Source organism: Kitasatospora sp. NPDC101176 (genome assembly GCF_044768035.1).
In the GTDB taxonomy this organism is placed as follows: Bacteria; Actinomycetota; Actinomycetes; order Streptomycetales; family Streptomycetaceae; genus Kitasatospora.
Map to the genome: position 1 here is coordinate 1 of NZ_JBIWPA010000033.1, position 22,726 is coordinate 22,726.

Sequence of the window (22,726 nt, forward strand, 5' to 3'; positions counted from 1 at the left end):
GCCCTCCGGGCGCTTCGTTCTTTCGTGTTCCCAGCTTATCAGATGTTTTCCGCTCCGTTTTCCGGGGGCTTCGTCATCCAACTCGCCGGCGCCTTCCGGGGTTTGACGCCCCGTCCGACGTTTCAAACTCTAGCCGATCCCCGCTCCGAAAAGCGAATCCGACCGCAATCCAATAAAACGATCACGCCGAATACGCACCGAGCCGCGACAAAGCGCGACCCAGCCCGAGCCGGGAAGTGGTGTTTCGAAGGATTGGCCGCCCCGGGACCGTCCGCGCTGATGCGTGTCCGGTGCTCCCTGCCAGGCAACTCGAAGAACACTACGCGTCTTCGGGGCCGGATGCAAACGTCGCGCAAAGAGCCGGCCGGGCCCCGGGGAGAGGGGTCCGGCCGGCTCGATCGCGGGGCGGGGGCTCAGCTGTTGGTGGGGAAACCGAGGTTGATTCCGCCGTGCGAGGGGTCCAGCCAGCGCTGGGTGACGGCCTTGCCGCGGGTGAAGAACTGGACTCCGTCCGGGCCGTACGCGTGGGCGTCGCCGAACAGCGAGGCCTTCCAGCCGCCGAAGGAGTAGTAGGCGACGGGGACGGGGATCGGCACGTTGATGCCGACCATCCCGACCTCCACCTCGAACTGGAAGCGCCGCGCGGCGCCGCCGTCGTTGGTGAAGAGGGCGGTGCCGTTGCCGTAGGGGTTGCTGTTGATCAGCGCCAGGCCCTCCTCGTAGGAGGAGACCCGCACGACCGAGAGGATCGGGCCGAAGATCTCGTCGTTGTAGACGGACATGCCCGGCTTCACGTGGTCGAACAGGGTGGGGCCGAGCCAGAAGCCGTCCGAGGTCGGGGCGCCGTTGGCGTCCTCGGCGGTGATCGGGTGCTTGCGGCCGTCGACGGCGAGCTCGGCGCCGTCGGCGAGACCGGACTCGACGTAGGAGGTGACCTTGTCGCGGTGCTGGCCGGTGACCAGCGGCCCCATCTCGGAATCGCCGTTGCAGCCCGGGCCGACCTTCAGGGTGGCGACGCGCTGCTTGATCTTGTCGACCAGCTCGTCGCCGATCGGGTCGACCGCGACCAGGACGGACACGGCCATGCAGCGCTCGCCCGCCGCGCCGAAGCCGGCGTTGACGGCGGCGTCGGCCGCGAGGTCCAGGTCGGCGTCCGGCAGGACCAGCATGTGGTTCTTGGCGCCGCCCAGGGCCTGCACGCGCTTGCCGTAGCGGGTGCCGGTCTCGTAGACGTAGCGCGCGATCGGGGTGGAGCCGACGAAGCTGACGGACTTGATGTCCGGGTGCTCCAGCAGGCGGTCCACGGCGGTCTTGTCGCCGTGCACGACGTTGAAGACGCCGTCCGGCAGACCGGCCTCCTTCCACAGCCCGGCGAGGAAGTTCGCGGCGGACGGGTCCTTCTCCGAGGGCTTGAGCACGACGGTGTTGCCGGCCGCGATGGCGATCGGGAAGAACCACATCGGCACCATGGCCGGGAAGTTGAACGGCGAGATGACCGCGACCGGGCCGAGCGGCTGGCGGATCGAGTAGACGTCGATGCCGGTGGACGCCTGCTCGGTGAAGCCGCCCTTGAGGAGCTGCGGGATGCCGCAGGCGTACTCGACGACCTCCAGGCCGCGGGCGATCTCGCCCAGCGCGTCGGAGTGCACCTTGCCGTGCTCGGACACGATGATCGCGGCCAGCTCGTCACGGCGGGCGTTCAGCAGCTCGCGGAAGGCGAAGAGCACCGTGCTGCGCCTGGCGACCGAGGCGGTGCGCCAGTCGGCGAAGGCCGCGGCCGCGGCGGCCACCGCCTGGTCGACCTCGGCGATGCCGGCGAAGTCGACCTGGCCGGAGACCTGGCCGGTGGCCGGGTCGAAGAGGTCGCCGCGGCGGGGCGCCGCGCCGGCGGTGGCGACCGGCTCGCCGTCGATCCAGTGAATGATGTGCTTGCTCAAGTCCGTCTGCCTCCGAAGTCCCGGGCGGCGTCCTGCCGCCGGTCCTGTCTGGCGCCGCCCGCGAGTGGGCCGGGCGACGGGTTCACGGGGCTACCGCGCTCTTCTCCCCAGTCTGGTCTCCGTCGTGCCAGGCCTCAACGAACAGGCTGACGGGGATCGCGGATTCAGCCTTACAGGTCGTCCGATCGCTCGGCCGGACGGGTGAGTGCGTCCGGGTCGGCCCCCGGACGGCTCAGGCTTCGCCGTCCTCCAGGTACGGGTCGTGCAGGCCGTCGGCGGCCTCCTGGGTCTCCAGCAGGTCGAGCCGCAGGTCCTGGGCCCAGGCCAGCGCCCACCGCTTCAGCCCGTCCACCGCCCCCGGTGCGACGCCACGGGCCCGGAACCGGCCGTCCGCCGCCTCGGCCAGCGTCTCCAGCCGGTCGGCGAGCACGGCGGGCTGCAGGTCCGCGTCGAGCTCCCCGGCGAGGGCGAGGAGCTCGCCCTCCCGGTAGCAGGCGGTGAGGGCGTGCACGTCGACCAGGTCGCGCGGCATGCCCCGGTCGACCAGCAGGGCCGTGGCCAGCGCGGCCGCGTCCTCCAGGGCGACGACGGGCAGCAGCACGGACGGCTCGCCGGTCTGCGGCGCGGAGAGCTCGAGCCGGACCGGCCGGTGGCCGAGCGGCTCCTTGCGCAGCTCCACCGAGTGCGACCGCCCGCCGAGCGCGAGCCGCACGGTCAGCTGCTCCAGGCGCGGCGTGCCGGGCCGTTCGACGACCCCGCCACCGGCCGCGCGGTACGCCTCGGCCAGCGCGGCCGCGACCTCCGGGAGGTCGGCGTCACCGGTGACCAGGGTGAGCCCGTCCTGCGGGCAGGCCGCGACGCCGTGGGCGCGCAGCGCGTGCCCGCCGGCCAGGGCCAGCCCGTACCGGTCGCAGACGGGGGCGGCGGGCGCGGCGAGGCGCAGCTGGGCCGCGCCCGGTCGCAGGGGCGCGTCGACGGTGTCCGGCGCGGTGGTCACGCCTCCAGTCTGCCGCGATCGCCCGGGCCGCGCGCCACCGTCGGCCGCGGGCGCGCCCCACCGCGGGAGCGCCCCACCGCGGGAGCACTCACCGCCGGAGCCACCTGCCATCCACCGCCCCGCCGTCCCGGGCCCCGGTGCCGGGGCGGCGGGGTCACCGGTCGCTGAGCCCGGCCGCGGCCTCGTGCAGCGCCAGCTCCAGCAGCACCGGGTCGTTGAGCCGACCGGACCCGTCCGGCGGGACCAGCCAGCGGACGCCGCCGCCACTGCGCCCGGGGTGCGGGACGACGACCCAGGTGCCCTCCCCCGCACCCCGCACTCCGGTGCCGACCCAGCGGGCGGCGGTGCCGACCGGCACCAGGAAGCTGACGTGCTCGTCCGCGAAGTCGGCGAGGACCGGGCCGCAGGAGCCGGTGTTCAGGATGTCCAGGGCGGGGTGCCCGAGTCGTCCGGGGACGGCGAGGACGTCCCAGCGGCGGCCGGCCGGCAACAGCATCAGTCCCAGTCCGGTGCGTTCCCACTGCGCCCGGAACGCCGCCGGGTCCGGTGTGGCCTGGGCGAGCCAGTGCAGTCCGGTGCTCTCCATGTCTGTCCCCGCTTCTTGCCGCTCGTCGGTGGTCAGGGCGCGGCGGGGGAACGAGACCCGCCGTCCACCAGGGAGAGGCGGACGGCGGGTCTCTCTTACACGTGTCCGGCACCCCGGAAATCCCCGGCCCGGGCCGGCCGCCGGCTCAGCTGTCGAAGCCGAGCCCCAGCCGGTCGAGCGTGCGCAGCCAGAGGTTGCGGTGGCCGCCGTTGCGGTCGGCGCGCTCCAACGACCGGGTGGTGATCTCGATCCCGGCCCAGCGAACCGGCTCGGGCGGGAACGGCATCGGCTTGCTGCGGACCATGTCCAGCGAGGTGCGCTCGGTGCGCTCCCCGGAGAGCAGGTCGAGCATCACCTCGGCGCCGAAGCGGGTCGCGCCGACGCCGAGCCCGGTGTAGCCGGCCGCGTAGGCGACCTTGCCACGGTAGGCGGTGTCGAAGAAGGCGGAGAAGCGGCTGCAGGTGTCGATGGCCCCGCCCCAGGCGTTGGTGAAGCGCAGCCCCTCCAGCTGCGGGAAGCAGCGGAAGAAGTGGGTGGCGAGGGTCCGGAAGGTCTCCGGCCGCTGGTCGTACTCGTGCCGGACGTGGCCGCCGTAGTGGTAGACCGCGTCGTAGCCGCCCCAGAGGATCCGGTTGTCGGCGGAGAGCCGGAAGTAGTGGAACTTGTTGGCGCTGTCGCCGAGCCCCTGCCGGCCGCGCCAGCCGATCGCGGCGAGCTGCTCGTCGTTCAGCGGCTCGGTCATCAGCGCGTAGTCGTACACCGGGACGACGTACGGGCGGACGCGCTTGACCAGGGACGGGAAGACGTTGGTGCCGAGCGCCACGCGGCGGGCGAAGACCCGCCCGTACGGGGTGCGGACGGCGGTGCCGCTGCCGTACTCCCGCAGGTCGGTGGCCCGGGTGTGCTCGAAGATCCGCACGCCCTGGCCGAGGCAGGCCTCCTTGAGGCCCCAGGCGAGCTTGGCGGGGTGGACCATGGCCACGCCCTCCTTGTCCCAGAGGCCGCCGAGGAAGGTCGGCGAGTTCACCTCGGCGCGCAGCGCGTCGGCGTCCAGGACGGTGAGCTCGAAGCCGTAGCGGGTCACGGCCTCGGCGATCTCGTGGAGCTCCTCCAGCTGGTGGGGCTGGGTGGCGACGTCGATCTCGCCGGTGCGCTCCCATTCGGCGTCGATGCCGTAGCGTTTGAGGGTGGCCTCGATGCCGTCCAGGTTGGCGGCACCGAGGCGTTCCAGCTGGGCGAGTTCGGCGGGCCAGCGCTGCAGGCCGTTGCCGAAGCCGTGGGTGAGGCTGGCGGCGCAGAACCCGCCGTTGCGCCCGGACGCGGCCCACCCGACCTCGTTGCCCTCGACCAGCACGACGTCCAGCGAGGGGTCGCGTTCCTTGGCGATGAGGGCGGTCCAGAGGCCGGAGTAGCCGCCGCCGACGACCAGCAGGTCGCAGGTGGTGTCGCCGACCAGGGCGGGCAGTGCCGCCGGCCGGCCCGGGTCCTCCAGCCAGAAGGGGGTGGGCCTGGCGTCACTGAGCGCGCGGGCGGAGTCCATGCATTATCAGCCACTTTCTGTACTTGGGCGACGATGTGTTCGGCCACGGCCGACGGTACGTCAGGCGGTGGCCTTCCGGCGGTTGCCGAGCCACTGGCCGGCGACGGTCAGCGCCACGGCGGCGGCGAACATCGCGGTGCCGATGACGTTGACCTGGACCGGGATGCCGCGTTGCGACGCGCCCCAGACGAACATCGGGAAGGTGACCGTGGTCGGGCCCGAGTTGAACTGGGTGATGATGAAGTCGTCGAAGGAGAGCGCGAAGCTGAGCAGCGCTCCGGCGGCGATGCCGGGGGCGGCGAGCGGCAGGGTGACCCGCAGGAAGGTCTGGACGGGGGTGGCGTAGAGGTCCTGGGCGGCCTGTTCGAGCCTCGGGTCCATGCTCATCACGCGCGCCTTGACGGCCGTCACCACGAAGCTGAGGCAGAACATGATGTGCGCGATGAGGATGGTGGTGAAGCCGAACGGGATGCGCATGTTGAGGAAGAGCGTGCCCAGCGAGGCGGCCATGACCACCTCGGGCATGGCCATCGGCAGGAAGATCATCGCGGTGGTGGCGGAGCGGCCGCGGAAGCGGTGGCGGGCCAGTGCGAAGGCGACCATGGTGCCGAGGACGGTGGCGCCGATGGTGGCGAGCACCGCGATCTGCAGGCTGAGCGAGAGCGACTGGCACATGTCGGCCACGCCGCAGGGGTTGGTCCACGCGTCGGTGGAGAACTCGTTCCACTCGTAGTTGAACTTGCCGACCGGCTTGTTGAACGAGAAGGCCAGCACGACCAGGTTGGGCAGCACGAGGTAGGCGAGGGCCAGCAGGCCCGCCAGCACCACCAGGTGGGCACGGACCCACTTGACGATCCGGGACATCAGACCAGTTCCTCCGTCCCGGCCTTGCGCATGTAGACCGTCACCATGCCCAGGATCAGGGCCATCAGGATGAAGCTCAGCGCGGCGGCCGTGGGGTAGTCGAGTACGTTCAGGAACTGCTTCTGGATGCCGTTGCCGACCATCTGCTCGCTCGGCGAGCCCAGCAGCTGGGCGTTGATGTAGTCGCCGGAGGCCGGGATGAAGGTGAGCAGGGTGCCGGCGACGACGCCCGGGAGCGAGATCGGGAAGGTGACCTTGCGGAAGGTGGTGAACGGCCGGGCGTAGAGGTCGCCGGCCGCCTCGTGCAGGCGGGGGTCGATCCGCTCCAGCGAGGTGTACAGCGGCAGGATCATGAACGGCAGGAAGTTGTAGGTCAGACCGCAGACCACGGCGAGCGGCGTGGCGAGCACCCGGTCGCCGGAGGTGAGGCCGATCGCGTTGGTCACGTCCAGGACGTGCAGGGTGTTGAGCGCGCCGACCACCGGACCGCCGTCGGACAGGATGGTCTTCCAGGCCAGCGTGCGGATCAGGAAGCTGGTGAAGAAGGGCGCGATCACGAGGATCAGGATGACGTTGCGCCAGCGCTTGCTCGCCTTGAAAGCGATCGTGTAGGCGAGCGGGTAGCCGACGGCCAGGCAGAGCACGGTGGCGATGGCCGCGTAGGAGAACGAGCGGACGAAGTGCCACTTGTACTCGACCAGGGCGTCCCAGTAGGTGGCGAGGTGCCAGGTGACCTTGAAGCCCTGCTCGAGCGAGCCGGTCTGCAGCGAGGTGGACGCCTGGTAGACCATCGGGACGGCGAAGAAGACGACCAGCCAGGCGATGCCGGGCAGCAGCAGCCAGTAGGGGGTGAGCCGGCGCCTGGCCCCGGGGGCCGCCGGGGCGGGCGCGCCGCCGTCCGGGGGCACGGCCTGCGGCGGTGCGGCCGCGGTGGTGGTGGTCATGCGGCCTCCTCCGCGGTGCCCGCGTCGATCGCCTGGGAGGCGTCCAGGGCGAAGGAGTGCGCCGGGTTCCAGTGCAGCAGGACGTCGGCGCCGGGGACGATCCGGGCGTCGCGCTCCATGTTCTGCTCGAAGACGGTGACCTCCTGGCCGCCGTCGGTGCGCACCACGTACTGGGTGGAGACGCCGATGAAGCTGGAGTCGAGGACGGTGCCGGCGAGCCGGTTGCGCCCGTCGGCGACCTCGGCGGAGGCGTGCACGATGGTGATCTTCTCCGGGCGCACGCCCAGGTGGACCTTCCGGGCGTCGGTGGCGCAGCGCGCCTTCGGGACGGCGAGGCGGGCGCCGGCCGCGGTGAGCAGCAGGTCGCCGCCGTCGGTGCCGGTGACCTCGGCGGGCAGCAGGTTCGACTGGCCGAGGAAGTTGGCCACGAAGGTGGTGGCGGGGTTCTCGTACAGCTCGGCGGGGGCGCCCAGCTGCTCGACCCGGCCGCCGTTCATCACCGCGATGGTGTCGGCCATGGTCATGGCCTCCTCCTGGTCGTGGGTGACGTGCACGAAGGTGATGCCGACCTCGGTCTGGATCCGCTTGAGCTCCAGCTGCATCTGGCGGCGGAGCTTGAGGTCGAGCGCGCCGAGCGGCTCGTCGAGGAGCAGCACCTGGGGGTGGTTGATCAGGGCGCGGGCGACGGCGACGCGCTGCTGCTGGCCGCCGGAGAGCTGGTGCGGCTTGCGCCGGGCGTACTGGCCGAGTTCGACCAGCTCCAGCATGTCGTCGACCTGCTTCCTGACCTCCTTCTTCCCGCGCCGGCGCAGGCCGAAGGCGACGTTCTCGAAGATGTCCAGGTGCGGGAAGAGCGCGTAGCTCTGGAAGACGGTGTTCACCGGCCGCTTGTACGGGGGCAGGGCGGTGACGTCCTGGCCGCCGATCAGGACGGTGCCGCTGGTGGGCTCCTCCAGGCCGGCGATCATGCGCAGGGTGGTGGTCTTGCCGCAGCCGGAGGCGCCGAGGAGGGCGAAGAAGGAGCCCTGGGGGACGGTGAGGTCGAGCGGGTGGACGGCGGTGAAGGAGCCGTAGGTCTTGCCTATGCCGGTGAGCCGGACGTCGCCGCCGGCGGCCGCGGCGCGCTGCTGGTCTGTCATGGGGGTGTCTTCCTGGTTTGTCTCTGCCGTGAGCGGGGGTCAGGCGCCGATGAGCTTGGAGAACTTCTCCTCGAAGTCGCTCTCCTCGGTCTCGGTGAGGGTGCGGAACACGTGCGCCTTGGCCGCCATCTCGGGGGTGGGTACGACCAGCGGGTTGGCCGCGATGTCCGGGGCGAGCGTGGCGAGCTCGTCCTTCATCCCGGTGACGGCGGAGACGAAGCCGATGCCCGCGACCAGCTGCGCCGCGATCTTCGGCTGATAGTAGAAGTCGATCAGCTTCTCCGCGTTCGCCTTGTGCTGCGCCCTGGCCGGGACCAGCATGTTGTCCGTCGAGGAGACGTAGCCCTTCTCCGGGATCACGAACTCGATGTCCGGGTTGTCCGCGCGCAGCTGGATCAGGTCACCGCCCCAGGCGACGCAGGCCGCGATGTCCCCGGAGGAGAGCTCCTGGCCGTAGTCGTTGCCGGTGAAGCGGCGGATCTGCTTGCTGTCCACGGCCTTCTGCAGCCGTGCGATCGCGGCGTCGTAGTCGTCGGCGGTGAACTTCGCCGGGTCCTTGCCCATGTCCAGCAGGACCATCCCGATGCTGTCGCGCATCTCGGAGAGGAAGGTCACCCGGCCCTTGAGGTCCGGGTCGTCCAGCAGCTGGGAGACGCTGGCGACCTCCTTGCCCTTGGTGGCCTTCCGGTTGTAGGCCACCACGACCTGGATCCCGGCCCACGGGTAGGAGTAGAGCCGGCCCGGGTCCCAGTCCGGGGCGCGGAAGCGGGAGTCGATGGTGGTGATCGCCGTGGTGACGTTCGCCTGGTCGAGCTTCTGCACCCAGCCGAGCCGGATCAGCCGGGCCGCCATCCAGTCGGTCAGCACCATCAGGTCGCGGCCGGTGTCCTGGCCGGCCGCGAGCTGCGGCTTGATCTTGCCGAAGAACTCGACGTTGTCGTTGACGTCCTCGTTGTACTTCACCTTGATGCCGGTGGCCGCGGTGAAGGCGTCCAGGGTGCCGTGCTTCTCCTTGTCCTTCTCGTCGGTGTCGACGTAGAGCGGCCAGTTGGAGAAGTTCACCTCCTTCTCGGTCTCCGAGAGGTCCTTCGCGGCGCCCGCCGCCGAGTCGCCGCCGGAGGTCTTGGCCGCCGGGATGCCGCAGGCGGCCAGCGTGCCCGCGCCCGCGGTCAGCGCGGCGGCCCGCAGCAGGGCTCGGCGGCCGATCGCCGCCCGGCCGCTGGTGAGACTGCGCTCCCAGGCCCTGCGGACCGGTTCGGGCAGACCGTCGGTGAGCTCGTTGAACGCCATGGAACGGGCCTCCTGGGGGTAAGAGGTCGGATCGGGGCGCCCGGGGGGAGGCGCCCCTGGCAGGGGTTATCTGTCTCCGAAGACGGTGCGGTGCCAGTCCTTGCGGGCGACCGCGGTGGTGTCGAACATGACGTGCTTGACCTGGGTGTACTCATCCAGCGAGTACTGGGACATGTCCTTGCCGTAGCCGGAGGCCTTGTAGCCGCCGTGCGGCATCTCGCTGATGATCGGGATGTGGTCGTTGACCCAGACGCACCCGGCCGCGATCTCCCGGGTGGCGCGCAGCGAGCGGTGCACGTTGCTCGTCCAGGCGGAGGCGGCCAGGCCGTACGGGGTGTCGTTGGCCAGCCGCAGGCCCTCGTCGTCGGAGTCGAACGGCAGGACCACCAGCACCGGGCCGAAGACCTCGCCCTGCACCACCTCGCTGTCCTGGGCGGCCCCGGTGACCAGGGTCGGCAGGTAGTAGGCGCCGCGGGTGAGGTCGCTGCCGTCGTGGCCCTTCTCCGGCGCGCGCCCGCCGGTGACGACGGTGGCGTAGGAGCGGGCCCGCTCGACGAAGCCGGCCACCCGGTCCCGGTGGGTGTACGAGACCAGCGGGCCGAGGTCGGTGCGCGGGTCGAGCGGGTCGCCGACCCGGATCGCGGCGTACAGCTCGGCCACCCCGGCCACGAAGGCGTCGTACAGCGGCCGCTGGACGTACGCCCGGGTGGCGGCGGTGCAGTCCTGGCCGCCGTTGATCAGCGAGGCGGCGACGGCGCCGTGCACGGCGGCGTCGAGGTCGGCGTCGTCGAAGACCACGAAGGGGGCCTTGCCGCCGAGCTCCAGGTGGGTGCGCTTGACGCCCGCGGTGGCGAGCTCGGCGACGCGCTTGCCGACCGGGGTGGAGCCGGTGAAGGAGACCATCGCGACGTCGGGGTGCGCGACCAGGTGCTCGCCCGCCGTGCGGCCGGCGCCGGTGACGACGTTGACCACGCCGTCCGGGATGCCCGCCGCGGTGCAGGCCCCGGCGAACATCAGCGAGGTCAGCGGGGTCAGCTCGGCCGGCTTGAGCACGATGGTGTTGCCCGCGGCGATCGCCGGCAGGATCTTCCAGGCGGCCATCTGCAGCGGGTAGTTCCACGGCGAGATCGAGCCGACCACGCCGATCGCCTCGCGCCGCACGTAGGAGGTGTGGTCGCCGGAGTACTCGCCGGCCGCCTTGCCCTCCAGGTTGCGGGCGGCCCCGGCGAAGAACGCGGTGTTGTCGATGGTGCCGGGGACGTCGAACTCGGTGGCCAGCTTGACCGGCTTGCCGGTCTGCGCGGTCTCCACCCGGGCGAGGTCCGCGCAGGCGTCGGTCAGGACGGCGGCGAGCCGGGTCAGCGCCTCGGACCGGGCGCCGGGGGTGGCGGAGGACCAGCCGGGCAGCGCCGCCCGCGCGGCGGCGACGGCCGCGTCGACGTCCGCGGTGTCGGCCAGCGCGACCTGCTCGACCACGCTGCCGTCCGCGGGGTTGACGACCTGGAAGGGCTCGCCACCCCCCTGGATCAGGCGGCCCGCGACGTACTGCGCGCCCGGGCCGAAGTCCGTCAGGTCCATCTGGTTCCTCCAAGTGCCGGTGGTTCGACGGCGGGCGGCGGAATCGCGCCTCCGCGTGGGGGGATCCGCTCGTCGACCACCGGGGTTGCGCGATCCTGGCAGCCCTGCCGACCCGACAAGGGATTCCACTGTTGCTGTCCGGTTAACGCGACGGATTCCGGCGTGGTGACTGTTTCTCGCCACGGCCGTCCGCTGACCATGCCCGTTGCCGCACCGGCGTGACAAGGGTCACTGCGACAACCTCGACCCGAAGGGCCTTACAGGGTGCAAGGGTGCACGGAGGGCGACAGGTCGTCGCCGCGATGGATGATTTACCTGACACTCTGGTCCCCCACGGCCCTGGAGGCCTGCGATGCTCCCCACCGTCGCCCGCGTGCTCGACCTGGAGGTGATGCGGCGCGGCCTCCCCCAGGTCGTGGCCGGCGCCGACCACCTGGAGCGGCCGGTCCGCTGGGTGCACGTGAGCGAGCTGCCCGACGTCGCCGGGATGCTCCGCGGCGGCGAGCTGGTGCTCACCACCGGGATCGCCCTGCCCGAGGACCGCGAGGGGCTGGCCCGCTACGTCCGCGAGCTGGACGAGGTGGGGGTGGCCGGCCTGGTCGTCGAGTTCGGCCGGCGCTACTTCGACTCGCTCCCCCGCGCCCTGGTGCACGCCGCCGAGCAGCGCGGCCTGCCGCTGGTCACGCTCCGCCGCGAGCTGCGCTTCGTCGCCGTGACCGAGGCCGTGCACGCACTGGTGGTCAACGCCCAGCTGGACCAGCTGCGCGCCTCCGAGGCCGTCCACCAGGTGTTCAACGAGCTGGTCGTGGAGGGCGCCGAGCCGCCCGAGGTGATCCGCCAGGTGGCCCGGATGGCGGGCGCGCCCGTCGTGCTGGAGAACCTGGCGCACCAGGTGCTCGCCCACGAGAGCGCCGGCCGCCCGGAGAACGAGCTGCTGGAGGACTGGGAGCGCCGCTCCCGCGGGGTCCGCCCGCCCGGCCGCACCGGCCACGACCCGCGCAGCGGCTGGCTGGTGACCACCGTCGGCGCCCGCGGCCAGGACTGGGGGCGGCTGGTGCTGGTGCAGGAGCCGGGCGCGCTTCCGGAGGGCGCGGCGCACCCGCACAGCATGCTGCTGGAGCGCGGGGCCTCCGCGCTGGCGCTCAACCGCCTGGTGGTGCGCGACCGGGAGAGCCTGGAGCGGCAGACCCACCGCACCCTGCTGTCCGGCATCCTCACCCACTCGCTGACCGTCTCCGAGGTCGCCCTGCGCGCCCAGGCCCTCGGCGTCCCGTTGGAGGGCCGGCGGCTGGTGGGGGTGGTGCTGCGCCAGCGGCGCGGGCCGATCCCGGCCGCGCTGGAGGCGCAGGCCCGGCTGCGCGACTTCACCGAGCTGGCCGCCGGCGCGGTGCGGGCCTGCCGGCTCCCGGCACTGGTGGGCGCGCTGGACGACGAGGGCGTCGGCGTGCTGATCGCGCTCGGCACCCAGCAGGACGAGCACGCCGCGCTGGACGCCTTCTCGGCGACGCTGCGCCGGATGTCGGCGGAGGCCGGGCGGGAGGGCGCCGCCGCTCCGGACCCGGTGGTCGCGGTGGGCTCCTCGGTCGGCTCCGTCCGGGACGCCCGCCGGACCCTGCTGGAGGCCACCCAGGTCTCCGAGGCGGCCCTGCACGACGCGCCCGGCGGCCGGACCGCCTCCTACTACCGGCTGCCGGACGTGCGGCTGCGCGGCCTGCTCCACCTGCTGCGCGACGACGCCCGGCTGCAGACCTACGTGGAGCGCGAGCTGGGCCCGCTGCTGGCCCACGACGCCGAGCACAACGGCCAGTTGGTGCAGATGCTGCGGATCTACCTGGAGCAGGGCCGGAACAAGTCCGCGGCGGCCGACGCCGCGCACCTGTCCCGGCCGTCCTTCTACGACCGCCTGCACAAGGTCGAACGGATCCTCGGCGTCGACCTCGACCAGGTGGAGTCCTGCCTCTCCCTGCACGTGGCGCTGCTCGCCCTGGACGCCGTCCGCCGCTGAGCCCCGGGGCTCACACCCCGGTGATGCGCCCCCAGACCTTGTGCAGCCCGGGCCGCTCGGCCGAGCCGACGTCGCGCATGGTGCGCAGCCGGGCGCGCATCTCGTCGGTCGGGAAGACCAGCGGGTTCTCGGCGATCTCGGCCTTCTCCTTGTCGCCGCTGGCCGCCAGCACCTCGCGGGCGGCCGGCACCGGGCAGATGTACTGGACGAACGCGGCGAGCTCGGCGGCCACCTCCGGCTGGTAGTAGTAGTCGATCAGCGCCTCGGCGTTGCGCTTGTGGGTGGCCCGGTTGGGGATCATCAGGCTCTCCGCCCACAGCTCGCCGCCCTCCTCCGGGACCACGAACTCGATGTCCGGGTTCTCTGCGGTGAGCTGGACGGCGTCGCCGGAGTAGGCCTGACAGGCGAGCGCCGCGCCGGAGGCGAGGTCGCTGGTGTAGTCGTTGCCGGTGAAGCGGCGGACGTGGCCGGTGTCGACCATCTTCTGCACCAGGTCCATCGCCTTGTTCGCGTCGTCGTCGGTGAACGCGGCGATGTCGGCGCCCTGGGCGAGCATCAGCAGTCCGAGCGCCTCGTCGAGCCCGGCGAACAGCGTGACCCGGCCCTTGAGGTCGGGCGCCCACAGGTCGGCGGTGGACCTGATCTCCCGGCCGAGCGCCTTGCGGTTGTAGGCGATGCCGGTGATCCCGGACTGCCACGGCACGCTGCGCCGGCGCCCGGGGTCGAAGGCCGGGTTCGCGAGCTGCGGGTCCAGGTTGGCGGTGACGTTCGGCAGGTTGTCCCGGTCCATGGCCTGCACCCAGCCCAGCGAGACGTACCGCCCGGCCATCCAGTCGCTGATCACCATCAGGTCCCGGCCGGGGTCGGCGCCCTGGGTGAGCACCGGGCTGATCTTGCCGAAGAACTCGTCGTTGTCGTTGATGTCCTCGGTGTAGGTGACCTCGACGCCGGTCTTCTCGGCGAAGCCGTCCAGCGTCGGGCGACCGCCCTGCTCGTCGGTGTCGATGTACTGCGTCCAGTTGGAGAAGGTGAGCCGCTTCTCGCGGTCCGAGCGGTCCGGGGCCGAGCGGCGGTCCTCGGCGACGTACGCGGACGGGATGCCGCAGCCGGTGAGCGTGCCCGCGCCGAGCAGCGCGGCCCCGCCGAGCACCGAACGGCGGCGCAACGGGCGGGGGGCACGGGGGCGGATCGGGGTGGTGGTGCTGGGCATGGGTGGAGGCCTCCGGAGCATGGGACGGCCCCGGGCGCAGGCAACACACCCGGGGCCGTCCGAACGGTACGTCAGACAGTGTGCGCGTCGGTGAGCGACAGCACCTCGTCGAGCACCGCGAGGCCGGTCTTGGCCTCCTCCTCGGTGACGGTGCACGGCGGGACGACGTGGAAGCGGTTCATGTTGACGAACGGCCAGAGCCCGCGCTGCTTGCAGGCGGCGGCCAGCTCGGCCATCGGCGCGTTGGCGGCGCCGGCGGCGTTGTACGGGACCAGCGGCTCGCGGGTCTCGCGGTTCCGCACCAGGTCGAGCGCCCAGAACACGCCGAGGCCGCGGACCTCGCCGATCGAGGGGTGCCGCTCGGCCAGCTCGCGCAGGCCGGGGCCGAGCACGGTCTCGCCGATGTGCTTGGCGTTCTCGACGATGCCCTCCTCCGCCATGGCGTTGATGGTGGCGACGGCGGAGGCGCATGCCAGCGGGTGGCCGGAGTAGGTGAGTCCGCCGGGGAACGGCCGCTCGGCGAAGGTGGCGGCGATCTCGGCGTTGATGGCCACGCCGCCGAGCGGGACGTAGCCGGAGTTGACGCCCTTGGCGAAGGTCAGCAGGTCGGGCACGACGCCCCAGTGGTCGGCGGCGAACCACTCGCCGGTGCGGCCGAAGCCGGCCATCACCTCGTCGAGGATGAACACGATGCCGTGGCGGTCGCAGATCTCCCGCACCCCGGCCAGGTAGCCGGCCGGCGGGATCAGGATGCCGGCGGTGCCGACCACGGTCTCCAGGATGATCGCCGCGACGGTGCCGGGCCCCTCGAACGCGACCACCTGCTCGAGGTGCTGCAGCGCGCGCTCGCACTCCTGCGCCTCGTTCTCGGCGTGGAAGTTGGAGCGGTAGGCGTACGGGCCCCAGAAGTGCACCGTGCCGGAGACGCCGGTCTCGTTGGCCCAGCGGCGCGGGTCGCCGGTGAGGGCGATCGCGTTGGCGGTGGCGCCGTGGTACGAGCGGTAGGCGGACATCACCTTCTGCCGGCCGGTGTGCAGCCGGGCGAGCCGAACGGCGTTCTCGACGGCCTCGGCGCCGCCGTTGGTGAAGAAGATCTTGTCGAGGTCACCGGGGGTGCGCTCGGCGATCAGCCGGGCGGCCTCGCTGCGCGACTCGACGGCGAAGCCGGGGGCGATGGTGCAGAGCTTCGCCGCCTGCTCCTGGATGGCCGCGACCACCTTCGGGTGCTGGTGGCCGATGTTGGTGTTGACCAGCTGGGACGAGAAGTCGAGGTAGCGGTTCCCGTCGTAGTCCCAGAAGTACGAGCCCTCGGCGCCGGCCACCGCGAGGGGGTCGATCAGCGCCTGGGCGGACCACGAGTGGAAGACGTGCGCGCGGTCGGCGGCCTTGACTGCCTGGCCGGCGGCTGAGTCAGCGGTGGGGATGCTCATGCCGGTAAGGCTAGGGAGTCCCGCCCGCGAAATGCAGTTTCATCTTGTCAGTCGGTCACCCGAACGGCCGACAGGGTGCAAAGACACCGGGCCCGGGTCGAAAAGACCCGGGCCCGTCGTCAGTTCGTACGACCGGACCCTCGCCGCTCGGCGGTCCCGCCGCGGCGACGGCCGTGAACCACTAGATCGCGGTCATCACGTGCTTCACGCGGGTGTAGTCCTCGAAGCCGTAGGAGGAGAGGTCCTTGCCGTAGCCGGACTTCTTGAAGCCGCCGTGCGGCATCTCGGCGACCAGCGGGATGTGGGTGTTGATCCAGACGCAGCCGAAGTCCAGGCGGCGGGACATCCGCATGGCGCGGGCGTGGTCCTTGGTCCACACCGAGGAGGCCAGCGCGAACTCGACGCCGTTGGCGTAGTCGACGGCCTGGTCCTCGTCGGTGAACTTCTGCACGGTGATGACCGGGCCGAAGACCTCGTTCTGGATGATCTCGTCGTCCTGCTGCAGGCCGGAGACGACGGTCGGGGCGTAGAAGTAGCCCTTCTCGCCGACCTGGTGGCCACCGGCCTCGACCTTGGCGTGGGCGGGCAGCCGCTCGATGAAGCCGGCCACCTGCTTCAGCTGGTTGGCGTTGTTCAGCGGGCCGTAGAGCACGTCCTCGTCGTCCACGCCACCGGTCTTGGTCTCGGCCGCGGCCTTGGCCAGCGCCTCGACGAAGGCGTCGTGGATCGACTCGTGCACCAGCACGCGGGTGGCGGCGGTGCAGTCCTGGCCGGCGTTGAAGAAGCCCGCCACCGAGATGCCCTCGACGGCCTCGGCGATGTCGGCGTCCTCGAAGACCACGACCGGGGCCTTGCCGCCCAGCTCCAGGTGGACGCGCTTGACGTCCTTGGAGGCGGACTCGGCGACCTGGATGCCGGCCCGGACCGAACCGGTGATGGAGGCCATCGCCGGGGTGCGGTGCTCGACCATCAGCTTGCCGCTCTCGCGGTCGCCGCAGATCACGTTGAAGACGCCGGCCGGCAGCTCCAGCTCCTTGAGCACGCCGCCGATGATCTCGGCCAGCAGCACGGTGGAGGCCGGGGTGGTGTCCGAGGGCTTCAGGACGACGGTGTTGCCGGCGGCGATGGCCGGGGCGAACTTCCAGACGGCCATCATCATCGGGTAGTTCCACGGCGCGACCTGGGCACAGACGCCGACCGGCTCGCGGCGGATGATCGAGGTCATCCCGTCCATGTACTCGCCCGCGGCCTTGCCCTCCAGCAGGCGGGCCGCGCCGGCGAAGAAGCGGATCTGGTCCACCATCGGGCCGATCTCCTCGGAGAGGGTCAGCGCGCGGGGCTTGCCGGTGTTGCGCACCTCGGTGTCGACGACCTCGTCGGCGCGGGCCTCGACCGCGTCCGCGATCTTCAGCAGCAGCTTCTGGCGGGTGCTCGGGGTGGCGTCGCGCCAGGCCGGGAAGGCGGCGGCGGCGGAGGCCATCGCCGCGTCCACGTCGGAGGCGCCGGACAGCGGGGACGTCGCGTAGACCTCGCCGGTGGTGGGGTCGACGATGTCGAGCGTACGGCCGTCCGCCGCATCGACGAACTCACCGTTGATGTAGTTGCGCAGCGTGCGAAGGTCGCTCACGGGGTCTCTCCTCGGTCTGGGCCTGCGGCGTTGCAGATTCCGGCGCCATGGTACGTCGGCGGGACCTGCGTACGAAGGGTGCCGAGTGGCCGGGCCCTGGGCGGCGCGGTCCACTGGTTGGGGGAACGCGCGCTGCGCTGCGGAGCCGCGCGCGTACCGTGCCAGGGTAGCCGCACGACTGCCGTTATCGACAGGCCGGGCGCATGTAGGCGATGAAATCCGCATGCGTTTTCCAAGATCACGACGAAATCAGCAGTTTCCGCGCTTGCGAACAAGGGAACGATCAGGCACAGTGGCGGCGTGGCCAACCGCGACCGAAACGCGAGCGTTCCCCTCGACGCCGCCTCCAAGGCGATCATCGAGCAGCTCCAGGAGGACGGACGCCGCCCGTACGCCGCCATCGGCAAGGCCGTGGGCCTGTCCGAGGCGGCCGTGCGTCAGCGCGTCCAGAAGCTGCTCGACCAGGGCGTGATGCAGATCGTCGCCGTCACGGACCCGCTCACCGTCGGCTTCACCCGCCAGGCGATGGTCGGGATCCGGGTCGAGGGTGACATCGAGCCCGTCGCCGACGCGCTGGCCGCCCTCGACGAGGTCGACTACGTCGTCTGCACCGCAGGCTCGTTCGACCTCCTGGCCGAACTGGTCTGCGAGGACGACGAGCACCTGCTCGAACTGATCAACAAGCGCATCCGCGCGCTTCCCGGCGTGCGGAGCACCGAGAGCTTCGTGTACCTGAAGCTCCGGAAACAGACCTACACCTGGGGCACCCGATGACAGCCGACCCGGCGCAGAAGGACCTTTCCAAGACCGCCTACGACCACCTGTGGATGCACTTCACCCGCATGTCGTCGTACGAGAACTCCCCCGTACCGACGATCGTCAAGGGCGAAGGCACCTACGTCTGGGACGACAAGGGCCGCAAGTACCTCGACGGCCTCGCCGGCCTGTTCGTCGTCCAGGCCGGCCACGGCCGCGAGGAGCTCGCCGAGGCCGCCGCCAAGCAGGCCAAGGAGCTCGCCTTCTTCCCGGTGTGGAGCTACGCCCACCCGAAGGCCGTCGAGCTGGCCGAGCGCCTGGCCAACTACGCCCCGGGCGACCTGAACAAGGTCTTCTTCTCCACCGGTGGCGGCGAAGCCGTCGAGACCGCCTGGAAGCTCGCCAAGCAGTACTTCAAGCTGACCGGCAAGCCGACCAAGTACAAGGTCATCTCGCGCGCCGTCGCCTACCACGGCACCCCCCAGGGCGCCCTGTCCATCACCGGCCTGCCGGGCCTGAAGGCCCCGTTCGAGCCGCTGGTGCCGGGCACCCACAAGGCCCCGAACACCAACATCTACCGCGCCCCGGCCTTCCTCGCCGGCCCCGACGGCACGGTCGACCCCGAGGCCTACGGCCGCTGGTGCGCCGACGAGATCGAGGTGGCCATCCTCAACGAGGGCGCCGAGACCGTCGCCGCCGTCTTCGTCGAGCCGGTGCAGAACGCCGGTGGCTGCTTCCCGCCGCCGCCCGGGTACTTCCAGCGCCTGCGCGAGATCTGCGACCGCCACGACGTGCTGCTCGTCTCGGACGAGGTCATCTGCGCCTTCGGCCGCCTGGGCACCATGTTCGGCGCCGACAAGTTCGGCTACCAGCCCGACATGATCACCTGCGCCAAGGGCATGACCTCGGGCTACTCCCCGATCGGCGCCACGATCATCTCGGACCGCATCGCCGAGCCGTTCTACAAGGGCGACAACACCTTCCTGCACGGCTACACCTTCGGCGGCCACCCGGTCTCCTCCGCCGTGGCGCTGGCCAACCTCGACATCTTCGAGCGCGAGGGCCTGAACCAGCACGTCCTCGACAACGAGGCCGCCTTCCTGGGCACCCTGAACAAGCTGCGCGACCTGCCGATCGTCGGCGACGTCCGCGGCAACGGGTACTTCTACGGCATCGAGCTCGTGAAGGACAAGGTCACCAAGGAGTCGTTCAACGACGACGAGGTCGAGCGCGTCCTCTACGGCTTCCTGTCGAAGGCCCTCTTCGACAACGGCCTGTACTGCCGCGCCGACGACCGTGGCGACCCGGTCGTCCAGCTGGCCCCGCCGCTGATCTCCGACCAGTCGACCTTCGACGAGATCGAGCAGATCCTGCGGACCAGCCTGACCGACGCGTGGGCGAAGATCTGACCGGCTGAGCCACCTTCCCCACCCTCCGCCGCAGGGCGGTCCCTCCCCGGGACCGCCCTGCGGTGTTTCCGCAGCCGCCCCGCGGGGCGTCGGGGCCTCCGGGCCTCCGGGCCGACTTTCCGCCACCAGGCGGCGAACAAACATGCCTGATTGCGGGTGATTTGCCCGCGATGGACCAGAGCGCCGCAACCGCACGAGGTCCCGGTCGTTCTAATCTGACGACTGTCATATCCCTGCAGCCACCCAGGATGGAACCTCATGTCAGCGGCACCGCCTGACAACGACGTGCTGTGGGCCCGGGGGATCGTCAAGTCCCATCACGGCACCCCCGCCCTGCGCGGCATCTCGATCGGCGTGCGCGAGGGGGAGGTGCTCGCCGTCACCGGCCCCCGCGGCTCCGGGAAGAGCACCCTGCTCGGCTGCCTCTCCGCGCTCCTCCCGGTCGACGACGGCGAGGTCTGGTTCAACAGCGCCCCCGTCCACACCCTCGGCCGGGCCGGCCGCGAACGGCTGCGCCGCGACCGGTTCGGCTTCGTCGGCTCCGAACCGCACCTGGTGCCCGAGCTGACCGCCCGGGAGAACGTCGCCCTGCCCCTGCTGCTCGCCGGAGCCGGCAACAAGGCCGCCTACACCGCCGCCGACGAGTGGCTGGAGCGCCTCGACGTCGGCGAGATCGGCCGCCGGCGCCCCGACCGGCTGCTCCAGAGCCAGCGCCAGCGGATCGCCGTCGCCCGCGCCCTCTCCCCGCTGCCGACGGTCGTCTTCGCCGACGACCCCACCGCCCCGCTGCACCGCGAGGCCGCCGACCAGGTCCTGCGGATACTGACCAGCGCGGCCCGCTCGCACCAGCTCACCCTCGTCCTGGCCACCCACGACCCCGAGCTCGTCCGGTTCGCGGACCGCGCCGTCGCCCTCGTCGACGGACGGCTCACCGCCCCCGCCGCGCCCGTCCCGCGCGGCACCACCGGCAGCGCCCCGGGCGCGGCCGGTGCGTCCGCCGTCTCGGCCACCCGCCGCTGACGACGCCGAGCCGCTGAAAGAGTCGACGTGTTCTATCTCCGTCTGGCCCGGGGCTACCGGGCGCCCGACCTCGGCCGCTGGCTGCTCACCGCGCTCGCCGCCGGCGTGGTCGCCGCCTTCCTGCTGCGCTCCCTCGGCCGGGCGATGAGCGACCCGGACGGCGGCACCGACGCGCTGGCCCGCCTGCTCTGGTGCCTGCCCCCGCTCGCCGCCGTCGGCTGGTTCGCCGCCGTCGCCGCCCGCGCGGTGCCCGCCCGGCGGCCCGAGCGGATCACCGGCCTGCGGACCGCCGGGGCCGGGTCCGGACGGATCCGCGCCCTGATCGGCGGCGAGGTCGCGCTCGCCTGCACCCTCGGCAGCGTGCTCACCCTGCTGCTCTTCCTGGTGCTGCGCAACGACATCGCCGGGCCGTCGCTCGCCCCCGACCTGGGCATGGGCGTACCGCTGCCCGCGGCGGCGCCCGTCACCCTGCTCGCCCTGGTGCCGCTCACCGCCGGCATCGCCGCCGCCTGCGCCGTCCCGCTCGACGAGACCCTGCCCGGCCGCCGGACCGGCCCCCGCACCGGCTTCGGCGCGCTGCGGATCGCCCTGCCGATCGGCCTGGCCGTGATCGGCCTCGCCCTCGAACTCATCGCGCTGCGGCCCGGCGCCGCCGCCGACGGCCGGCCGATCCACCTGCCCGCCGGGCTCGGCACCACCAGCACCGCCGCGCTCGGCGGCTGGGCCGCCAGCGCCCTCGGCCTCGCCCTGCTCACCGGCCCGCTGCTGTCCTGGACCGGCCGGCTGCTCGCCGCCGGCCGCCCCACCCCGCTGCGACTGCTGGCCGGCCGCGGGCTCACCGCCCAGGCCCGCCGGCTCGGCCCGCCGCTGGCCGTGCTCACCCTCGCGCTCGCGCTGGTGCTCACCACCATCCGCTACTGGATCGGCACGCCCGGGAGCGCCGACGCGCTGCCCGCCGTCGAGGCCTGCCTGGTGCTCGGCTGCGCGGGCGCCGCGGTGGCCGCCCGGCTGGCCGAGGTCCGCACCGACCGCCGGGACGTCACCGACGCGCTGCTGCGCCTCGGCACCCCGCCCCGGCTGCTGTTCGGCGCGATCGTGCTGCGCACGCTGGCGGTGGGCACCACCCTGCTGGTGACCGGCGGGGCGACCGCCGCACTGGCGGCCGCCGGCCTGCGCTAGCTATCCGGCCGCGGCGAGCTGGCCGCAGGCGCCGTCGATCTCCTGGCCGCGGGTGTCGCGGACGGTCGTCGGCACGCCGTGCGACTGGAGCCGGCGGACGAACTCGCGCTCGTCCTCGGGCCGGGAGGCGGTCCACTTGGAGCCCGGGGTCGGGTTCAGCGGGATCAGGTTCACGTGCACCCGGTGGTTGCGGATCAGCCGGCCGAGCAGGTCCGCCCGCCACGCCTGGTCGTTGATGTCCTTGATCAGCGCGTACTCGATGGAGATCCGGCGGCCCGACTTCTCCGCGTAGTTCCAGGCCGCGTCCAGCACCTCGGCGACCTTCCACCGGGTGTTCACCGGCACCAGCTCGTCGCGCAGCTCGTCGTCCGGGGCGTGCAGCGACAGCGCCAGGCGGCAGCTCAGGCCCTCGTCGGCGAGCCGGTTCATCGCCGGGACGAGACCGACGGTGGACACCGTGATGCCCCGCTGGGACAGGCCGAAGCCGTCCGGCGCCGGGTCGGTCAGCCGACGGATCGCGGCCAGCACCCGGTTGTAGTTGGCCAGCGGCTCGCCCATGCCCATGAAGACCACGTTGGACAGCCGCGCCTCCCCGCCGGGGATCTCGCCGTCCTTGAGCGCGCGCATCCCGGCGGCGATCTGCTCGACGATCTCGGCGGTGGACAGGTTACGGGTCAGCCCGGCCTGGCCGGTCGCGCAGAACGGGCAGTTCATGCCGCAGCCGGCCTGCGAGCTGATGCACATGGTGACCCGGTCCGGGTAGCGCATCAGCACCGACTCGACGAGCGTGCCGTCGAAGAGCTTCCAGAGCGTCTTGCGGGTGGTGTCGTCGTCGCACGAGACGTGCCGGACCACCGACATCAGCTCGGGCAACAGGCTCTCGGTGAGCTTCTCCCGGCTGGCGGCGGGGATGTCCGTCCAGGTCGCCGGGTCGTTCGACATCCGGCCGAAGTAGTGGTTGGAGAGCTGCTTGGCGCGGAACGGCTGCTCGCCCAGCTCGGCGACGGCCTCCTTGCGCTCGGCGGGGCTCAGATCGGCGAGGTGTCGCGGGGGCTTGGCGCCGCGCGGCGCGACAAACGTGAGTTCTCCGGGCTTAGGCATGGTTGTTCCAGTGTCGCAGACGCCCGGAGCGGGCCGGACACGGCGAAGGGGCCCCGGAACTCCGGAGCCCCTTCGCACGGTCGGCGCGGCCGGGTCATGCCCGGCGGATCCCGC

At 72.1% G+C, this 22,726-nt stretch carries 18 protein-coding genes; 5 read left to right on the forward strand and 13 right to left on the reverse strand.

Features of this window, described 5'->3' with window-relative positions:
- Window positions 1–413 precede the first annotated feature (413 nt).
- The 9 genes from ACIRS1_RS31685 to ACIRS1_RS31725 all read right to left on the reverse strand — a co-directional run bounded on the left by ACIRS1_RS31685 (window position 414) and on the right by ACIRS1_RS31725 (window position 10,875).
- Window positions 414–1,937, reverse strand: coding sequence for a CoA-acylating methylmalonate-semialdehyde dehydrogenase (locus ACIRS1_RS31685; RefSeq protein ID WP_360217594.1), 1,524 nt, complete (start codon window positions 1,935–1,937; stop codon window positions 414–416).
- Between the two features lie 232 nt (window positions 1,938–2,169).
- Complete coding sequence (locus ACIRS1_RS31690; RefSeq protein WP_402845622.1) at window positions 2,170–2,934, reverse strand: hypothetical protein; 765 nt, start codon at window positions 2,932–2,934, stop codon at window positions 2,170–2,172.
- Between the two features lie 154 nt (window positions 2,935–3,088).
- Window positions 3,089–3,520: a hypothetical protein gene (locus ACIRS1_RS31695; protein WP_360217600.1), complete on the reverse strand. Its 432-nt coding sequence runs from the start codon at window positions 3,518–3,520 to the stop codon at window positions 3,089–3,091.
- 145 nt (window positions 3,521–3,665) lie between these two features.
- Entirely contained in the window at window positions 3,666–5,060 is a 1,395-nt protein-coding gene (locus tag ACIRS1_RS31700) for an FAD-dependent oxidoreductase (protein WP_360217603.1), read from the reverse strand.
- Between the two features lie 60 nt (window positions 5,061–5,120).
- Window positions 5,121–5,924 carry an ABC transporter permease gene (locus ACIRS1_RS31705; RefSeq protein WP_360217606.1) on the reverse strand — a complete coding sequence of 268 codons (804 nt, stop codon included), beginning with the start codon at window positions 5,922–5,924 and terminating at the stop codon, window positions 5,121–5,123.
- On the reverse strand, window positions 5,924–6,868 hold the full coding sequence (locus tag ACIRS1_RS31710) for an ABC transporter permease (RefSeq protein WP_360217609.1): 945 nt from the start codon (window positions 6,866–6,868) through the stop codon (window positions 5,924–5,926). Before ACIRS1_RS31710 ends, ACIRS1_RS31705 begins: the two co-directional genes overlap by 1 nt.
- Window positions 6,865–8,007 (reverse strand): ABC transporter ATP-binding protein, encoded by a 1,143-nt coding sequence (locus ACIRS1_RS31715; RefSeq protein WP_360217612.1) that lies wholly within the window; start codon window positions 8,005–8,007, stop codon window positions 6,865–6,867. Before ACIRS1_RS31715 ends, ACIRS1_RS31710 begins: the two co-directional genes overlap by 4 nt.
- Window positions 8,008–8,046: 39 nt before the next feature.
- Window positions 8,047–9,297 (reverse strand): spermidine/putrescine ABC transporter substrate-binding protein, encoded by a 1,251-nt coding sequence (locus ACIRS1_RS31720; RefSeq protein WP_360217615.1) that lies wholly within the window; start codon window positions 9,295–9,297, stop codon window positions 8,047–8,049.
- A gap of 66 nt (window positions 9,298–9,363) precedes the next feature.
- Entirely contained in the window at window positions 9,364–10,875 is a 1,512-nt protein-coding gene (locus tag ACIRS1_RS31725) for a gamma-aminobutyraldehyde dehydrogenase (RefSeq protein ID WP_360217618.1), read from the reverse strand.
- Between the two features lie 352 nt (window positions 10,876–11,227).
- Between ACIRS1_RS31725 and ACIRS1_RS31730 the strand changes: the two genes are divergently transcribed.
- On the forward strand, window positions 11,228–12,880 hold the full coding sequence (locus ACIRS1_RS31730) for a PucR family transcriptional regulator ligand-binding domain-containing protein (RefSeq protein WP_360217621.1): 1,653 nt from the start codon (window positions 11,228–11,230) through the stop codon (window positions 12,878–12,880).
- A 10-nt stretch (window positions 12,881–12,890) separates the two neighbouring features.
- On the opposite strand, the gene ACIRS1_RS31735 is transcribed toward ACIRS1_RS31730, so the two are convergent.
- From ACIRS1_RS31735 to ACIRS1_RS31745, 3 genes are all read right to left on the reverse strand, one after another.
- Window positions 12,891–14,090, reverse strand: coding sequence for a spermidine/putrescine ABC transporter substrate-binding protein (locus ACIRS1_RS31735; protein WP_402845624.1), 1,200 nt, complete (start codon window positions 14,088–14,090; stop codon window positions 12,891–12,893).
- 71 nt (window positions 14,091–14,161) lie between these two features.
- Complete coding sequence (locus ACIRS1_RS31740; protein WP_360217627.1) at window positions 14,162–15,520, reverse strand: aspartate aminotransferase family protein; 1,359 nt, start codon at window positions 15,518–15,520, stop codon at window positions 14,162–14,164.
- Between the two features lie 181 nt (window positions 15,521–15,701).
- Window positions 15,702–17,147, reverse strand: coding sequence for a gamma-aminobutyraldehyde dehydrogenase (locus ACIRS1_RS31745; protein ID WP_402845626.1), 1,446 nt, complete (start codon window positions 17,145–17,147; stop codon window positions 15,702–15,704).
- Between the two features lie 300 nt (window positions 17,148–17,447).
- Between ACIRS1_RS31745 and ACIRS1_RS31750 the strand changes: the two genes are divergently transcribed.
- The 4 genes from ACIRS1_RS31750 to ACIRS1_RS31765 all read left to right on the forward strand — a co-directional run bounded on the left by ACIRS1_RS31750 (window position 17,448) and on the right by ACIRS1_RS31765 (window position 21,511).
- Complete coding sequence (locus ACIRS1_RS31750; RefSeq protein WP_030243538.1) at window positions 17,448–17,921, forward strand: Lrp/AsnC family transcriptional regulator; 474 nt, start codon at window positions 17,448–17,450, stop codon at window positions 17,919–17,921.
- Window positions 17,918–19,312 carry an aspartate aminotransferase family protein gene (locus ACIRS1_RS31755; protein WP_360217633.1) on the forward strand — a complete coding sequence of 465 codons (1,395 nt, stop codon included), beginning with the start codon at window positions 17,918–17,920 and terminating at the stop codon, window positions 19,310–19,312. Before ACIRS1_RS31750 ends, ACIRS1_RS31755 begins: the two co-directional genes overlap by 4 nt.
- A 258-nt stretch (window positions 19,313–19,570) precedes the next feature.
- Entirely contained in the window at window positions 19,571–20,332 is a 762-nt protein-coding gene (locus ACIRS1_RS31760) for an ABC transporter ATP-binding protein (protein WP_402845628.1), read from the forward strand.
- Between the two features lie 27 nt (window positions 20,333–20,359).
- The gene (locus ACIRS1_RS31765; RefSeq protein WP_402845630.1) at window positions 20,360–21,511 is read left to right on the forward strand and encodes a hypothetical protein; all 1,152 of its coding nucleotides are present in this window, start codon (window positions 20,360–20,362) and stop codon (window positions 21,509–21,511) included.
- On the opposite strand, the gene rlmN is transcribed toward ACIRS1_RS31765, so the two are convergent.
- Entirely contained in the window at window positions 21,512–22,612 is a 1,101-nt protein-coding gene (gene rlmN / locus ACIRS1_RS31770; RefSeq protein WP_402845632.1) for a 23S rRNA (adenine(2503)-C(2))-methyltransferase RlmN, read from the reverse strand. It abuts the gene before it with no gap.
- Between the last annotated feature and the right edge of the window lie 114 nt (window positions 22,613–22,726).

Coding starts and splice junctions, on each gene's coding strand:
- ACIRS1_RS31695 (WP_360217600.1), bottom strand. CDS start 3,520: ATGGAGAGCACCGGACTGCACTGGCTCGCCCAGGCCACACCGGACCCG.
- ACIRS1_RS31700 (WP_360217603.1), bottom strand. CDS start 5,060: ATGGACTCCGCCCGCGCGCTCAGTGACGCCAGGCCCACCCCCTTCTGG.
- ACIRS1_RS31705 (WP_360217606.1), bottom strand. CDS start 5,924: ATGTCCCGGATCGTCAAGTGGGTCCGTGCCCACCTGGTGGTGCTGGCG.
- ACIRS1_RS31710 (WP_360217609.1), bottom strand. CDS start 6,868: ATGACCACCACCACCGCGGCCGCACCGCCGCAGGCCGTGCCCCCGGAC.
- ACIRS1_RS31715 (WP_360217612.1), bottom strand. CDS start 8,007: ATGACAGACCAGCAGCGCGCCGCGGCCGCCGGCGGCGACGTCCGGCTC.
- ACIRS1_RS31720 (WP_360217615.1), bottom strand. CDS start 9,297: ATGGCGTTCAACGAGCTCACCGACGGTCTGCCCGAACCGGTCCGCAGG.
- ACIRS1_RS31725 (WP_360217618.1), bottom strand. CDS start 10,875: ATGGACCTGACGGACTTCGGCCCGGGCGCGCAGTACGTCGCGGGCCGC.
- ACIRS1_RS31730 (WP_360217621.1), top strand. CDS start 11,228: ATGCTCCCCACCGTCGCCCGCGTGCTCGACCTGGAGGTGATGCGGCGC.
- ACIRS1_RS31735 (WP_402845624.1), bottom strand. CDS start 14,090: ATGCCCAGCACCACCACCCCGATCCGCCCCCGTGCCCCCCGCCCGTTG.
- ACIRS1_RS31740 (WP_360217627.1), bottom strand. CDS start 15,520: ATGAGCATCCCCACCGCTGACTCAGCCGCCGGCCAGGCAGTCAAGGCC.
- ACIRS1_RS31755 (WP_360217633.1), top strand. CDS start 17,918: ATGACAGCCGACCCGGCGCAGAAGGACCTTTCCAAGACCGCCTACGAC.
- ACIRS1_RS31760 (WP_402845628.1), top strand. CDS start 19,571: ATGTCAGCGGCACCGCCTGACAACGACGTGCTGTGGGCCCGGGGGATC.
- rlmN (WP_402845632.1), bottom strand. CDS start 22,612: ATGCCTAAGCCCGGAGAACTCACGTTTGTCGCGCCGCGCGGCGCCAAG.